Origin of the sequence: Streptomyces sp. NPDC002574, from assembly GCF_042889545.1 — a bacterium.
Classification (GTDB): Bacteria; Actinomycetota; Actinomycetes; order Streptomycetales; family Streptomycetaceae; genus Actinacidiphila.
Map to the genome: position 1 here is coordinate 133,521 of NZ_JBIARB010000010.1, position 14,022 is coordinate 147,542.

11 protein-coding genes are annotated in these 14,022 nt (G+C 69.6%); 10 read left to right on the forward strand and 1 reads right to left on the reverse strand.

Annotated elements, in window-relative coordinates:
• Positions 1 to 116 precede the first annotated feature (116 nt).
• Positions 117 to 881: a calcium-binding protein gene (locus ACFYXS_RS25290; RefSeq protein WP_389251952.1), complete on the reverse strand. Its 765-nt coding sequence runs from the start codon at positions 879 to 881 to the stop codon at positions 117 to 119.
• Positions 882 to 1,383: 502 nt separating this feature from the next.
• On the opposite strand from ACFYXS_RS25290, the gene ACFYXS_RS25295 reads away from it, so the two are divergent.
• From ACFYXS_RS25295 to ACFYXS_RS25340, 10 genes are all read left to right on the forward strand, one after another.
• Positions 1,384 to 1,770 (forward strand): hypothetical protein, encoded by a 387-nt coding sequence (locus tag ACFYXS_RS25295; RefSeq protein ID WP_389251954.1) that lies wholly within the window; start codon positions 1,384 to 1,386, stop codon positions 1,768 to 1,770.
• Positions 1,771 to 1,948: 178 nt separating this feature from the next.
• Complete coding sequence (gene pstC, locus ACFYXS_RS25300) at positions 1,949 to 2,890, forward strand: phosphate ABC transporter permease subunit PstC (protein ID WP_389251956.1); 942 nt, start codon at positions 1,949 to 1,951, stop codon at positions 2,888 to 2,890.
• Positions 2,891 to 2,904: 14 nt separating this feature from the next.
• Positions 2,905 to 4,149 carry a phosphate ABC transporter permease PstA gene (gene pstA, locus ACFYXS_RS25305; RefSeq protein WP_389251959.1) on the forward strand — a complete coding sequence of 415 codons (1,245 nt, stop codon included), beginning with the start codon at positions 2,905 to 2,907 and terminating at the stop codon, positions 4,147 to 4,149.
• The gene (gene pstS / locus ACFYXS_RS25310) at positions 4,146 to 5,915 is read left to right on the forward strand and encodes a phosphate ABC transporter substrate-binding protein PstS (protein WP_389251961.1); all 1,770 of its coding nucleotides are present in this window, start codon (positions 4,146 to 4,148) and stop codon (positions 5,913 to 5,915) included. Before pstA ends, pstS begins: the two co-directional genes overlap by 4 nt.
• A complete protein-coding gene (locus ACFYXS_RS25315) occupies positions 5,912 to 8,386 on the forward strand; it encodes a hypothetical protein (protein ID WP_389251963.1) in 2,475 nt (824 codons plus the stop codon). Before pstS ends, ACFYXS_RS25315 begins: the two co-directional genes overlap by 4 nt.
• 168 nt (positions 8,387 to 8,554) lie before the next feature.
• Positions 8,555 to 9,643 (forward strand): hypothetical protein, encoded by a 1,089-nt coding sequence (locus ACFYXS_RS25320; protein ID WP_389251965.1) that lies wholly within the window; start codon positions 8,555 to 8,557, stop codon positions 9,641 to 9,643.
• A gap of 136 nt (positions 9,644 to 9,779) precedes the next feature.
• On the forward strand, positions 9,780 to 11,246 hold the full coding sequence (locus ACFYXS_RS25325; RefSeq protein WP_389251967.1) for an Ig-like domain-containing protein: 1,467 nt from the start codon (positions 9,780 to 9,782) through the stop codon (positions 11,244 to 11,246).
• An 89-nt stretch (positions 11,247 to 11,335) separates the two neighbouring features.
• The gene (locus ACFYXS_RS25330) at positions 11,336 to 12,259 is read left to right on the forward strand and encodes a sortase (RefSeq protein WP_389251969.1); all 924 of its coding nucleotides are present in this window, start codon (positions 11,336 to 11,338) and stop codon (positions 12,257 to 12,259) included.
• Positions 12,260 to 12,288: 29 nt separating this feature from the next.
• On the forward strand, positions 12,289 to 13,149 hold the full coding sequence (locus ACFYXS_RS25335; RefSeq protein ID WP_389251971.1) for a phosphate ABC transporter ATP-binding protein: 861 nt from the start codon (positions 12,289 to 12,291) through the stop codon (positions 13,147 to 13,149).
• 55 nt (positions 13,150 to 13,204) lie between these two features.
• The gene (locus ACFYXS_RS25340) at positions 13,205 to 14,011 is read left to right on the forward strand and encodes a hypothetical protein (RefSeq protein WP_389251973.1); all 807 of its coding nucleotides are present in this window, start codon (positions 13,205 to 13,207) and stop codon (positions 14,009 to 14,011) included.
• Positions 14,012 to 14,022: the final 11 nt, after the last annotated feature.

Sequence of the window (14,022 nt, forward strand, 5' to 3'; positions counted from 1 at the left end):
GCGGATTCATCTCGAATTTGTCCCGCGGGACCCCCTTGCTCGTCGCATTCACCGGCAGTGGAGAGAGTGCGGCGCCGGGCCCCGTGCGGGGTCCGGCGCCGGCGGTTGCTCAGGGCTCAGCGGACGTCGACGAAGTCGGCGGCGGAGACGGCGGCCGCGGTGTCGGCCGTGCCGGCCCATGACAAGCGGTAGGAGCCGTCGACGAGCGCCGGGACGGTGGTGGAGACGGTGCCGTCGGCAGCGGTCCTGACGGTCTTGACGGTGATCCAGGAGTCGCAGTCGGCCACACGGAACTGGAGCGCGACGGGGCGGCCGGCCGCGGCGGGGGCGTACGCGCCCGCCGCCCAGTCGGCGTGCCGCACGCCGCCCTTGACGGTGAGGTTCTTGCCGAACTTCACCGGCTCGGGGGTGGCGTCGGCGGTCACCTGGGTGTCGCGCTGCACGGTGAAGGTGGCGGCGGCGTCCAGGAAGACGGCGTCGCTGTCCGGAGCGATCGCCCAGGCCGAGACGCTCCAGGCGCCTGCCAGCGAGTCGTCGGCCGGGACGGTACCGGGCGTGAGGGTGAAGGTCAGGGTGCAGGTGCTGATGGTGTCGGTGGTCGGTTCGCAGGCCGCCGCCGAGGGCACGCTGACGTCCTGCTCGGCGAACGTGCCGTGGTACAGGGTGGCGTTGATCTGCTCGAGGCCGGACGGGTCGGTAGCGGTGACCTCGACGCTGACGGTTCTCTCCGCCGTGCCGACGACGACGGGCTGACCGCCGTTGACGACCACGTCGGTGATGTCGGTGTCGCCGTACCTCTGGTCCGCGTGAGCGGCCGGAAGGGCGAGAGCGGACAGGGCCAGGATGCCGGACGCGGCGACGACGACTGAGCTCATGCGCATGTGAATTCCCCAAGGTGAGTGCCACGGCCTGCCAATCTCCCCCTGGCAGACTCGAATTGACGTGTGCAGCGTACTCATCGTGTGGAGAGTTCGGAACATTCTCTTCAAAAGAAAGAGGTGATCCGTCGATTTGTTTCCCCGGGAATCGCTGCGGGAATATCGCTTTCCTTGATTTGCCGGGAAGCCGAAGGAGAAACACAATCCGAATTTCAGTCGACCCGGCGGCCACGGGCGGCCACGGGCCGCCGCGGGGTGCCGGAGCGGGTCGGCCGGTGAACGGCCTGCGGTGCGGGGATGGCCCACGGATGAGGGCCTCTTGTCTGTGGGATTCCTGTGAGTCCACCGGGTGAACGAGGGGCAACTTCGCCGCGAAGCATGGCTCGTGCAGTCAACCGGTGCGGCCACAGTGCACTCTTGTCTGATTACCCTGCGTGTGCTGCATGAGCGCTCAACCATGAACAGCGCATGCAACGTTTCCTGACAACAGGCAACAGGGGTGGGCATGGCGGCACTTAAGGGGGGCGCGGCCGTACCTGGCACGCGCTGCCAGATAGACATCGAGGCGGACGGCTCCTACTCGTGGCGGCTCACCGCGTCGAACGGCCGGGTGATCGCCGTGGCCGCGACCGTGTACGACGACTACGGCGAGTGCCGTGCCGCGTTCGAGCAACTGTGCGCGGAAGCCGAGGGCTTACCCGGCGAGCTGCACCACTCCGCCGAAGGCAACGGCTGGGTGTGGCGGATGCGTGATTCTCACGGCCGGCCCGTGGCCGTTGCCTCGCGCGCCTACGAGCGGCACTCGACGTGCCGGACGGCATACGACCGTTTCCGTGCGGTCCTGACCGAACTCGGGTCGGGACGGACGGCTTTGTGGGACGACGCGGACTGAGGTGAAATCCACACACGGCTGTTGCCCGAAGTTGCCCCTAGGGGGTGCCTCGTTCACATTCGTGTGCGCGGGTGTCCACCGCACCCCAGAAGTGTCGTAGCACGTGACGACGCGAATATCCGAACGGCCAGTGGCTCCGGCGGCCCGACCGCCGAGACGCCTGTACCCGGACCCGGGCATGTCCGACCGCGTGTTCAGGGGCATCCTGCGCGGCGGCGGGGGCCTGGTCCTCGCGATCATGCTGCTCGTCGGCGGCTTCCTGACCTACCGGGCGTGGCAGGCGTTGTCGGTCGCGAAGTGGTCCTTCCTGACCACCCAGGCGTGGGAACCCGAGGCCCACAACTTCGGCATCGCGGCGGTGCTCGTCGGCACGGTGCTGATCGCCGCCGTCGCCATCGTGTTCGCGGTGCCGCTCGCACTCGGCACCGCGCTCTACATCTCCGAGTTCGCCCCGCCGCGGATCCGGCAGACCCTCATCAGCGTCGTCGACCTGATGGCCGCCGTGCCGTCCGTGGTCTACGGCCTGTGGGGTCTGTTCTACTACCAGGGACACGTGGTCACCGTCTCGCGCTGGATCTCCACCTACCTCGGCTGGATCCCGGCCTTCACGGTGGACGGCGCCGATCCGAACGACCCGCTCGCCACCGCGACGGTCTACACCTCCTCCACCTTCATCGCGGGCATGGTCGTGGCCCTGATGGTCGCGCCGATCACCTGCTCGGTGATGCGCGAGGTCTTCTCGCAGGCGCCGGTCGGCGAGCGGGAGGGGGCGTACGCGCTCGGCGCGAACCGCTGGGGCATGATCCGCAGCGTCGTCCTGCCCTTCGGCAAGGGCGGCATGATCGGCGGCACCATGCTGGGTCTGGGCCGGGCACTCGGCGAGACCATCGCCGTGTACATGATCATTTCGCCGGTCTTCGCGATCCAGCCGCACATCCTGCAGAACGGCGCCAACTCGGTCTCCTCCCTGATCGCCCTGCGCTACGGCGAGGCGACCCCGTTCGGCATGTCGGCGCTGATGGCCGCCGGCCTCGCGCTCTTCCTGATGACCCTCGTCGTCAACTTCGCCGCTTCGTCGATCGTCGCCCGCAGCCGTTCCGGCGCGGCGAGCGACTCCTGAGGAGACCGAGCCCGATGACCGTCACCGCTGAACAGAGCCAGAAGGCCGGCCAGGGCACCCACCTGCCCGCACGCCGGACCGGCGACCGCACGACGCTCGGCGAGTCGCGCCGGAACCTGTCCACGCTGCGTGCCACCGACGTGTACGCGATGGTGGGCGCCGGCGCCGCGTCCCTCGCCGTCACGTGGCTGCTGTACGACCGGCTGCTGCCCTTCAACGGCGAGCTGGGCTTCGTGGTCATCGCCTACGTGCTCTTCATCGGCATCTATGCGCTGGCGGTCTCCTTCGACGAGGACGGTCCCGCGGTCCGCGACCGGGTCGCCGCCGCGATCGTCCAGAGTCTCGGTCTGGTGATGCTGACCGCCCTGGCCTTCGTCGTCGTCTACACCCTTTACGAGGGCCGCAAGGCGCTGCCGCATCTGAACTTCTACACCCAGTCGATGGCCGATGCCGGTCCGCTCGAACCACTCGATGTCGGCGGCATCCTGCACGCGATCGTCGGCACGCTGTGGCAGATCGGCATCGCCCTGGTGATCTGCATCCCGGCAGGGCTGGTGTGCGCGGTCTTCCTCAACGAGATCCCGGGCGCCTTCAGCCGGTTCGTCCGCACCATCGTCGAGGCGATGACCGCGCTGCCGTCCATCGTCGCCGGTCTGTTCATCTACGCCATGTTCATCCTGGGGCTGGGCTTCGACCAGTCCGGTCTCGCCGCCGCGCTCGCCATCTCCGTGATGATGCTGCCGATCATCATCCGCGCCTCGGACGTGGTCATCCGGCTGACCCCCGGCACGCTGCGCGAGGCGTCCTACGCGCTCGGAACCTCGCGGTGGCGCACCGTGTGGCATGTGGTGCTGCCCACCTCCCGGTCCGGGCTGACCACGGCGGTCATCCTGGGTACGGCGCGCGGCGTGGGCGAGACCTCACCGGTCCTGCTGACCGCCGGTTTCACCGCGGAGCTCAACACCAATCCGCTCCACGACCCGATGGTGTCGCTGCCGCTCGCCGCCTTCGAACTCGTCAAGTCCCCCGAGCCCGCCTACATCGCCCGCGGCTTCGGCACCGCGGCGGTGCTCCTGGTGCTGGTGCTCGTCCTCTTCGTCATGGCCCGCATCATTGGCGGCCGCGGTCCGGGCAAGTTGACGCGACGCCAGGAACACCGCGCGGTCAGGGCTTCGCACCGTGACGCCCGGCGCTTCGCGCCGTCCGCAACAGCAGCCCAGTCGCCAGTCCGTCCCGCACCGACGAGGAGCACCCCGTGATACCCGCACCCGTCCGTCGTACGCGCGCCCTGCGCGCGTACCAGGCACTGGCGCTGTTGGTCGCCGTGGTCTGCGCGCTGCTGGCGGTCCGACCGCCGGGTGCCGTCGCAGCTTCCTACACGAAGATCAGCGGATCCGGCTCGACATGGAGCGCCAACGCCATCGAACAGTGGCGTCGCAACGTCCGCCAGCAGGGCATGACCGTGAACTACGCGTCGGTCGGTTCCACGGTCGGCCGCAGCCAGTTCGCGTCCGGGACATCCGACTTCGGCGTGTCCGAGATCCCCTACGGCCTCACCGACCTGGGCCAGCAGGACCCCCCGCCGGCGCGCAAGTACGCCTACATGCCGATCGTGGCCGGTGGGACCTCGTTCATGTACAACCTGAAGATCGGCGGCAGGCAGGTCACCAACCTCCGGCTGTCCGGGGACGTCCTCAGCAAGATCTTCACCGGCAAGCTCACCATGTGGAGCGCGCCGGAGATCAAGGCCGACAATCCCAAGCTCAATCTGCCGGCCCGGCGCATCGTCCCGGTCGTCCGCTCCGACGGTTCCGGCACCACCGCGCAGTTCACCCTCTGGATGTCCAAGGAGCACTCCAGTCTCTGGAACGACTACTGCCGCCGGGCCGGCAAGACACCGCCGTGCGGCCTGACGTCGTACTTCCCGAACATCCCCGGCTCCGGATTCGTCTCCCAGTCGGGCTCCCTCGGTGTCGCGGGCTACACGAGGCAGCCGCAGGCAGAGGGCGCCATCACCTACGTCGAGTACTCCTACGCCAGGAACGCGGGCTTCCCGGTGGTCAAGGTGCTCAACAGGGCGGGCTACTACGTCGAGCCGACCGCGTCCAGCGTGGCCGTCGCCCTCACGAAGGCCGAGATCAACAACGACCCGCGCTCCGCGAACTACCTGACGCAGCAGCTGGACAACGTGTACCGCTACGGCGACGACCGGACCTACCCGCTGTCCAGCTACAGCTACATGATCATCCCGACCAAGGAGGAGATGGGCTTCACCCAGGCCAAGGGCAGGACGCTCAGCGCCTTCAACAACTACTTCCTGTGTGAGGGCCAGCAGTTGGCGGACCGGCTCGGCTACTCGCCGCTGCCGAAAAACCTGGTGGAGGCCGCCATGGCCCAGACGCGGAAGATCCCCGGCGCCATGGTGAACACCATCGACATCAACAAGTGCAACAACCCGACATTCTCCGGTGGCAAGAACACCCTGATCCTCAACGCCCCGCACCCGAAGGCGTGCGACAAGAAGGGCCCCGACCAGTGCGCCGACGGCACCGCCGGCGCCCAGCAGCCCACCGTGCCGAGCGGCAGCTCCGGCGGCACCTCCGGCACGGGGGGCTCCGGTTCGTCAGGCGGTACGGGATCGACGGGCGGCACCGGTTCCACGGGCTCCACGGGGGGCGGCGGCTCCACAGGAGCGACGGGGTCCACGGGCGGCAGCGGCTCCACGGGCTCCACGGGATCGACGGGCGGCACCGGCGGCACCACCGGTGACCCCGGCACCGCCGCGGGCGGGACGAGCGGTGGGACCGTGCTCGACCCCGACACCGGCCAGGTGGTCAGCACCAACCAGACCGGCGACACCTCCGTCGTCGCCAGCCCGGTCTCCCTCGGCACGGACGACGCCCTCGGACTGCGCACCGCCCTGATGGTGCTGTCGGCCGTGCTGCTCCTCGGTGTCGTCGTGGGACCACCGCTCGTCGCCCGCGTGATGGCCGACCGGGCGCGGCGCAACGGGGGTGCGGCATGAGGACCGCACTGAACCGGACCCGGCCGCGTCTTCTCCTGGCCACCGGATCGCTGCTGGCCGCCCTCGTGGTGGCCCTGCTCCCGCTGCCGCCGGCCGCCACTGCCGCTGCGGCGGCGGACACCGGCGCGGAGTCCTCCGCGGTGACGAAGACGGGGACCAAGGGCAAGTACGACGACTTCTCCCATCTGAAGGTGACCGTCCATCAGACGAAGAACCTGCGCTCCCAGGGCGTGCGGATCAGCTGGGAAGGTGGGGCGCCGACGCAGCCGGATACTCAGTTCAACGTCAACTTCCTGCAGATCATGCAGTGCTGGGGCGACGATCCGGCCGGGCCCACGCGAGAGCAGTGCGAATTCGGCGCCACGGGAGTTCCGCTTCCGGGGATCATGACCAGTAGCCGGCGGGTCGCCAGTACCGGGTCCGGCGTCGGCGACCCGGGAGAGACGCAGTACACCGGCACGAACAACTTCGTCCCCTTCCGTCCCGTCGACGGGTCGCCCACCACGTCCTCCACGGACTACACGTACTTCGGGCCGTTGGACACCAACGAGCAGATAGCCAACCGCATCTTCGCCAACGGCACGGGTGAAGTGGGATTCGAAGTGCAGGACGGGAGTCAGGCCGACCAGCTGGGCTGCGGCGTGAACACGGCGCCGCCCGGCGGTGCCGTCACTCCGCGTTCCTGCTGGCTGGTCGTCGTGCCGCGCGGCACTCACGACGCGGACGGCAGTGACAGGGGCGCGGGCGGCAGGCTCGACACCTCGCCGCTGTCCGCGACGAACTGGGCCCAGCGGATGGTCTTCCGCCTGGACTTCCAGCCGATCGGCTCGTTCTGCCGGGTGGGTCAGGAGGAGCGACCCGTATCGGGTTCCGAGCTGGTGGACGACGCGGTCGCGTCGTGGGGACCGAAGCTGTGCTCATCCACGGGGAGCACGTTCGTCTTCAACCGGGAGGACGAGGAGAGTGCCAGGGGCGAGGTACTGAGCACGACGACGGAGACGCCCGGGCTGGGCGTCACCGTCGACCCGGTTGTTCAGCCGGGAGGCGGGCCATCCGTCGTGCACGCTCCGGTGGCGTTGTCCGGTCTGGCGTTCGCTTTTTTCATAGAAGGCCCTTCCGGTGTGGTGCATGAGATGAACCTGACACCGCGGCTTGTGGCCAAGATGCTCACTCATTCCTATGTGAGAGACGTGCCGTGGGCCATCCCTGTTCCGGAACATGTGAAGGGGAATCCGGATTACTGGACCCAGGACCCGGAATTTGAGGAACTGAACCCGGAATTCCCTGATCAGATCACGCCCATGAGTCTCATTGTCCCGCAGGGGAATTCCGACACCACGCGCATGATCTGGCACTGGCTCCAGGCGGACAAGGACGCCCGGGACTTCCTTGCCGGAAAGGAAGATCCCTGGGGAATGAAGTTGAACCCCTATTTCAAGGACCTGGGCCTGGATACGGCTCTGAACAACTTCCCCAAGGTGGATGACACTCGCGCCCCGGCCGTGGCCGGACTCCCGCCGAACCCGCCCGACTACGGAATCATCGACCTTGCCCCGTACGCGGCTGACCTGCACGACGGCGCCCTGCGCACTCGCCGGGGCCACAACGGCCGAACCGTCCAGCAGGATGTGGGCTCTTCCACCAACCCCAGGGGTCTCAAGGCCGACGAGATCTTCCCGGGCCGTCATGCCGTGATGGCGGTCGTCGATGCCGCGTCGGCGGAGCGTTACGGGCTGCCGACAGCGGCGTTGCGCAATGCGGACGGAAACTTCGTGAGGCCCTCGGTCGACACGCTGCGGGCAGGCGTCGATGCCATGCAACCGTGGCCGGACGACCCTGCCGTGCTCAAGCCCGATCCGGCGCGCGCCAAGGGCCAGGCGTACCCGCTGGCTGCGGTGACCTACGCCGCCGCTTCGGTCAACCAGGACGCGCAGGCCCGCAAGGCGTACGCGGATTTCATCAGGTTCGCCGCGGGGCCGGGCCAGACGCCGGGCCGGTCGGAAGGCGAACTTCCGCCCGGCTACGCGCCGTTGTCCACGAAGCTCCGCCAGCAGGCCGAGGCTGCCGCAGACGCCCTGGAACGAGGAGCGCCCGCGGACGGCCCATCGACCGATGGGCCGGCACCGGGCGATCCCGGGGGCGGTGACTCCGGGGGTCCCGCATCCGGGGCCGACGCCGGAGGGACCTCCTCCGGTACGGGCGCCGGTGGAGCGTCGTCGGGCGGAGCGGGAGGCGACACCGGTGGCGCCGACGGCGACCCCGGCGCGGGACCGTCGAATTCATCCGCCGCCCCGCCCGGATCCGCGCCACCTTCCGCCGTGCCGCAGCAGAATGTCGCCGAATCCGGGATTACCCCCGGCGAAGCCCTCGGAGTGATCCGCTGGGTTCTTCTCGCCGTCCTCGTTCTCGGTGGGGCAGCAGCATTGGCAGGCCCGGTGTTTATTCGTTTTGCGCAACGGCGAATCCCCTAGGAGACACCTAGGAGGCTTGCCCGTAACCTTTTCCTCCATGGGAATTGGTGGCTACCGCACTAAAAACTTGGAAGCGTATGCGGTGGTCGGCCGACGGGTCGGCAGCATGAAAATCCGGATTCAGCTTGAACGTCCAGTCTTCGAAATCCCGAAACAAGGAGTTCTGAAGTGAACGTCAAGTCTCGCGCCAAGGTCGGCGCCGCGATCATCGGCGCCGCGGCGCTCGGCGTCGGCATCCTGGCCGCCCCCGCGTCCGCGGACGCCCCCATCCGTCAGCTGGCGGGTGTCGGCTCGGACACCACGCAGTACGTCATGAACGGCCTGGCCAACGGCACCGTCGTCGTGAACGCCGGCGGCGCGAACTACGTCACGTCGTGGGACGCCGTCGCCCAGACGGGCGCCGCCGACCCGTTCACCACCAAGAACCCGGCGACGACCCCCGGGTGCACGTTCACCCGCGCGGAAGCGAACGGCTCCTCGAACGGCATCAAGCTGCTGAACGCCGACATCGCGAACGGGGGCAGCGTCTGCCTCGACTTCGCCCGCTCCTCGCGCCAGCCGAACGACACCACCAACTCGGACCTCACCTGGATCCCGTTCGCCAAGGACGCGGTCACCTACGCCACCGACCTGGGCAGCACCATCGGGTCCCAGGCGCCCGGCACCGCGGGCGTCCCGACGCTGACGACGGCGCAGCTGCAGCAGATCTACACCACGTGCAAGTACACGGATGCCGCGGGCGCCGTGCACACGGTGCAGCCGCTGCTGCCGCAGGCCGGCTCCGGTACCCGGACGTACTGGCTGTCGTCCATCGGGGTCACCGAGGCGCAGATCACTGCGGCCAAGGCGAGCTGCGGCCTCGTCGACAACGTTCAGGAGCACGACGGTACGGCGATCACCAACCTCAACCAGATCATGCCGTACTCCGTCGCCCAGTGGATCGCCCAGGGCAAGAGTCTCCCGGGCGTCCCGAACCGTCGCGGCGAGTCGCGTCTGCGCAACATCGGGGGTGTGACACCCACCACCGGCTCCGGCAGCGCGCTCGCGCTCAACCCGAACTTCGTCTTCACCCGTGACGTCTACAACGTCGTCCAGACCTCCCGGCTCAACGAGGCCGCGATCGATGAGGCGTTCGTGGTGAAGGCGAGCGTCCCGGGAGACACGGCGGATGTCTGCCAGGACGCCGGCACCATCACGACCTACGGCTTCGCCACCATCCCCAACTGCGGTGCTACCACCCTCACGGGCAAGAGCTGATCCGTGATCCTCGTCTGATCCTCGCGTGACGGCCGGGCACCTTCCAGGTGCCCGGCCCCACGTGCTGCCGCCATATCCGTCCATCAACCGTCCCCCGGGGGCAATCGCAATGACAGTGCTTCATTCCTTCCGAAGAGTGGCCGCGATCGCGGCCGCCTGCGCCGTGCTCGCCCTGGGCCTCGTGACTCTGGTCGCATCCCAGTCCCAGCCCGCCCGGGCGGCGTCCATCGGGACTTTCACCATGGCGTCCAGCGGCAAGTTGAGCGATCCGGAGCCGCTCGGCAGCACCATCGGAATACCTGCTGCGTGCCCTGACTACGTCATCGACGACGGAAGCGGCAACGTGGTCAGCTTCCCCTTCAATTGGGGCCTTTTCCTCAATGTGGTCAAGGACGGCACAGAGGTACGTGCGATAGACGGCATCTACAACGACACGGATCGGCCCTACGATGCGCCGAAGACGATTTCGCTGGCCGCGGCGGACAACCCCGATCTGGCTGTCCACGACCTGTCGCAGATCTTCAGCGGTGACGGCACCTATGAGCTTCGTCTGCAATGCATGGACGATTTCGCGGGCACCCACCCGGACTCGCCCTACTGGACCCAGAAAATCACCGTCAACGGCGACAACTGGGTGCTCGGAGAGGGTGCCACGGCCGTCAGTGTCGCGATACCGGAGTACAGCCCCAGCCAGCCCGAGCCGGGCCAGGAGGTAACGCTCACGGCGACGGTCACGCCGGCTGGGGCAGTCGGCACGGTGACTTTCCTCGACGGTGGGGCACCGTTGAACCAGACCCCGGTCCCGGTCGCCTCCGGGAAGGCCGAGTTCAAGACGTCGACGCTGTCCGACGGAAACCACTCGATCACCGCCCGATTCACTCCGACGAACCCTGCCGAGTGGGGAGCCTCCGAATCCCAGCCCGCCCGGCTGGACGTGCAGTTGCTGAGGGCCGAGATGCTCGACACCTCGGGGAACCGGCTGTCCCCGGGCTCAGAGTTGCAGCGTGGTCAGACGGTCAAGCTGATCGTCCGGGGATGCGTGCCCGACACGTCGTATGCATTGGACATGTACATGGCCGCCAGCAAGGTTGATGCCGAGTTCCCTGACGTCAAGGCAGATTCCAGCGGAGTGGCGACCTGGGGGGCTCTCACGGTTCCCGAGGACGCCGTCGCCAGCGACCTCTACAGGTGGGAATGGACGCCGAATTGTGATGTGACGTCCAGGGCGATGACTTTCACCGTCCCCGAGCCGCCGTCCGGGTCCCCGAGTCCCACCGACTCCACGACGCCCACCGACGACCCGACTGACGCCCCCTCCGACACCCCGTCGCCCACGGACTCCGCGACGGACACGTCCGGCACGACCTCCGGAACCAGTGGCGGCGACACCGCCGGTGACTCCGGCGGCAGCGGTGACACCGGAGGTGCCGGCACCACCGGCAGCTCCGGCGGGAACTCCCCTCAGGGCGGCCTCGCCGCCACCGGCAGCCAGATCGCGCTGTTCTCCGGCGTGGGCGCCGTCGTCCTGGTCGGGGCCGGGTTCGCCTTCGTACGGCTCGGCGGCCGCAGGAAGCTGCTGACCTTCGGCGCACCCCGCTCGTAACGCCACGCGGAGCACGGGCGGCGGGACCCCACCCCGCCGCCCGCGCCTCCATTTCTCCGCCCCACACCTCTCCACAGGGAGCGCACCCCGTGACCACGCTGTCCCCGCCCCCGCCCGCTGTGGCGCCCGCGCCTCCGCGCCCGCCGGATGCCGGGCCACCGCCCACCCGCCCCGGTTTTGCGTTCGCCGGGGCGGCGCTGTGCGTGCTCGCCGCCCTGTTGTTCGGCTTCGCCGCCAACCTCGCCCTCGTGGGCAATCTCCAGCACGCCCGTGACCAGCGGACGGCGTACGACGAGCTGCGCCGCCAACTCGCCCTCGGCACCGCCCCGGTGGGCCAGCGGACCTACGACGGCAAAGTGCTCGAACCCGGAGCCCCCATCGCCCTGTTGCGCATTCCGGCACTCGGCCTGGACGAGGTCGTCGAAGAGGGCACCACGTCCGGCGTGCTCATGGCCGGCCCCGGGCACCGCCGCGACACCCCGCTGCCGGGCCAGGCGGGCACCAGCGTGGTCATGGGCCGCCAGTGGGGGTACGGCGGCCCGTTCAACGATCTGCACCGGCTGGCCCCCGGTACCCCGATCGAGCTGACCACCGGCCAGGGCACAGCACGTTACGAGGTCACGGCTGTCCGCCGCGCGGGCGACCCGCTGCCGTCCGTCCTCGAACCGGGCCGGGGCCGGCTCACCCTCATCACCGCCGAGGGCCCCGCGTACACCCCCTCCGGCGTCCTGCGCGTCGACGCCGACCTGGTGAGTGACGTACAGCCCAACCCGCCGCGTCCGCCGGCCGCCGGCTGGATCGAGGGCTCCGAGCAGGCCCTGGGCCGCGAGAACTCGGTCTGGCTCTCGGTGTTCCTGTGGTCCCTCGCCCTGCTCGCCGCGGCGCTGCTCACCACCTGGGCCCATCGCGCGTGGGGTCGCTGGCAGACCTGGATCGCCGGCGTACCCGTACTGGTCGCACTCGGCCTCGCCGTTTCCGGCGCCGCCACCCGTCTGCTGCCCAACCTGCTCTGACCGACCCCTGACCGACTGGGAGCCACGTCATGTCCGATCCCACCGACACGCTCGTCGGCGAAACACTGCGCATCCCCCCGGTCGCCGCCGCCCCGACCGCGGCGGCGACCGGCAGCCCGGCCACCCTGGAGGCCGACGCGATCTCCGCGTGGTTCGGCGACCACAAGGTCCTGGACGAGGTGTCGCTCACCATGCCCGCCCACCAGGTCACCGCGCTCATCGGCCCGTCCGGCTGCGGCAAGTCCACCTTCCTGCGGATTCTCAACCGCATGCACGAGCTGGTCGGCTCCGCCTCGCTGGCCGGCCGGGTGCTGCTCGACGGCGAGGACATCTACGACCGCGGGCGCCGCATCACCCAGGCCCGCCGCCAGATCGGCATGGTCTTCCAGAAGCCCAACCCCTTCCCGGCGATGTCGATCTACGACAACGTGGTCGCCGGCCTGAAGATGGGCGGCATCAAGGCCGGCCGCCAGGACAAGGACGCCCTCGTCGAGGAGTGCCTGACCAAGGCCGGCCTGTGGAAGGAGGTCCGGGACCGCCTCCGGCAGCCCGGCGGCGCCCTGTCGGGCGGCCAGCAGCAGCGCCTGTGCATCGCCCGCTCGCTGGCGGTGCGGCCCCGGGTGCTGCTGATGGACGAGCCGTGCTCCGCCCTGGACCCGACCTCCACACGGCGCATCGAGGAGACGATCCACGAGCTGTCCCACGAGGTCACCATCGTCATCGTCACCCACAACATGCAGCAGGCAGCGCGCGTGTCCGACCAGTGCGCGTTCTTCCTGGCCGAGCAGGGTACGCCGGGCGTCATCGTCGAACACGGCGCCACGGACGCGATGTTCAACAGCCCGCAGGACCCGCGCACGACGGATTACGTCAACGGCCGCTTCGGGTAGACAGCCTGTATCCCTGGTGCCGTCCCGTACGACCGACGACGAACGGAGGCATGGGATGACAGGCACCCGTACGGCCATGGCCGTCCCGGTCCTGCTCGCCTCCGCGGTCCTCGCGGGCTGCGGAGGCCCCGGCGCGGCCGGCGAACCGCTCGCTGGCCCTGAGCCGGTCCCCGTCGCGAGCCCCGCGTCCGGGAGGGCGGCCGGGGGCGTGCCCGCGCGGCGGCCGGCGTCCGCGCCCCCGGCCGCGCAGGCCGCGCCGGTCGTGACCGTCGCTCCCCGGCGCACCCCGAGGGCACCGGCCCGGAGCCGGCCCGCGGCCTCGCCGTCCCCCCGCGCGACCACCGCGTCACCGAGTCCGGAACTCCCCGAGCCCTCGAACACGCCTGCCCCGTCCGTGTCCTCGCGCACCGCGCCCACTACGCCCTCGGAGCCCTCGTCATCCCCGCAACCGCCGTCGCGGCCGTCCACCTCGGCGCCGTCCGACGCGGCGCCGGACGGAACCACCACCCTCCGCATCGGCACCTGGTCGGCCCAGGTCGTCCGGGGCGATCAGGAGACCGTGGACGCGTGCCGGGACGCCGTCCAGTGGGACGGGCCCGACCTCGGCACCGAGAACGGCTACGCCATGAGCACCGCCGTCGTCGTCGGCCACGACTACTGCGGCTTCCGGCGGTTCGCCACCCTGCCGGTCGGCACGGTCGTCACCGCCACCACCCCGCGCGGCACCTTCACCTACCGCGTCTACGCCCACCACGTCGAGCCCGGCCGCGGCACCCCCTCCCACGGCCTCTACTGGGGCGACCTGGTCCTCCAGTCCTGCGTCGGCCCGAACACGGGCTTCAGCTACCTGACGCGCGAGTGAGCGGCGCCGCC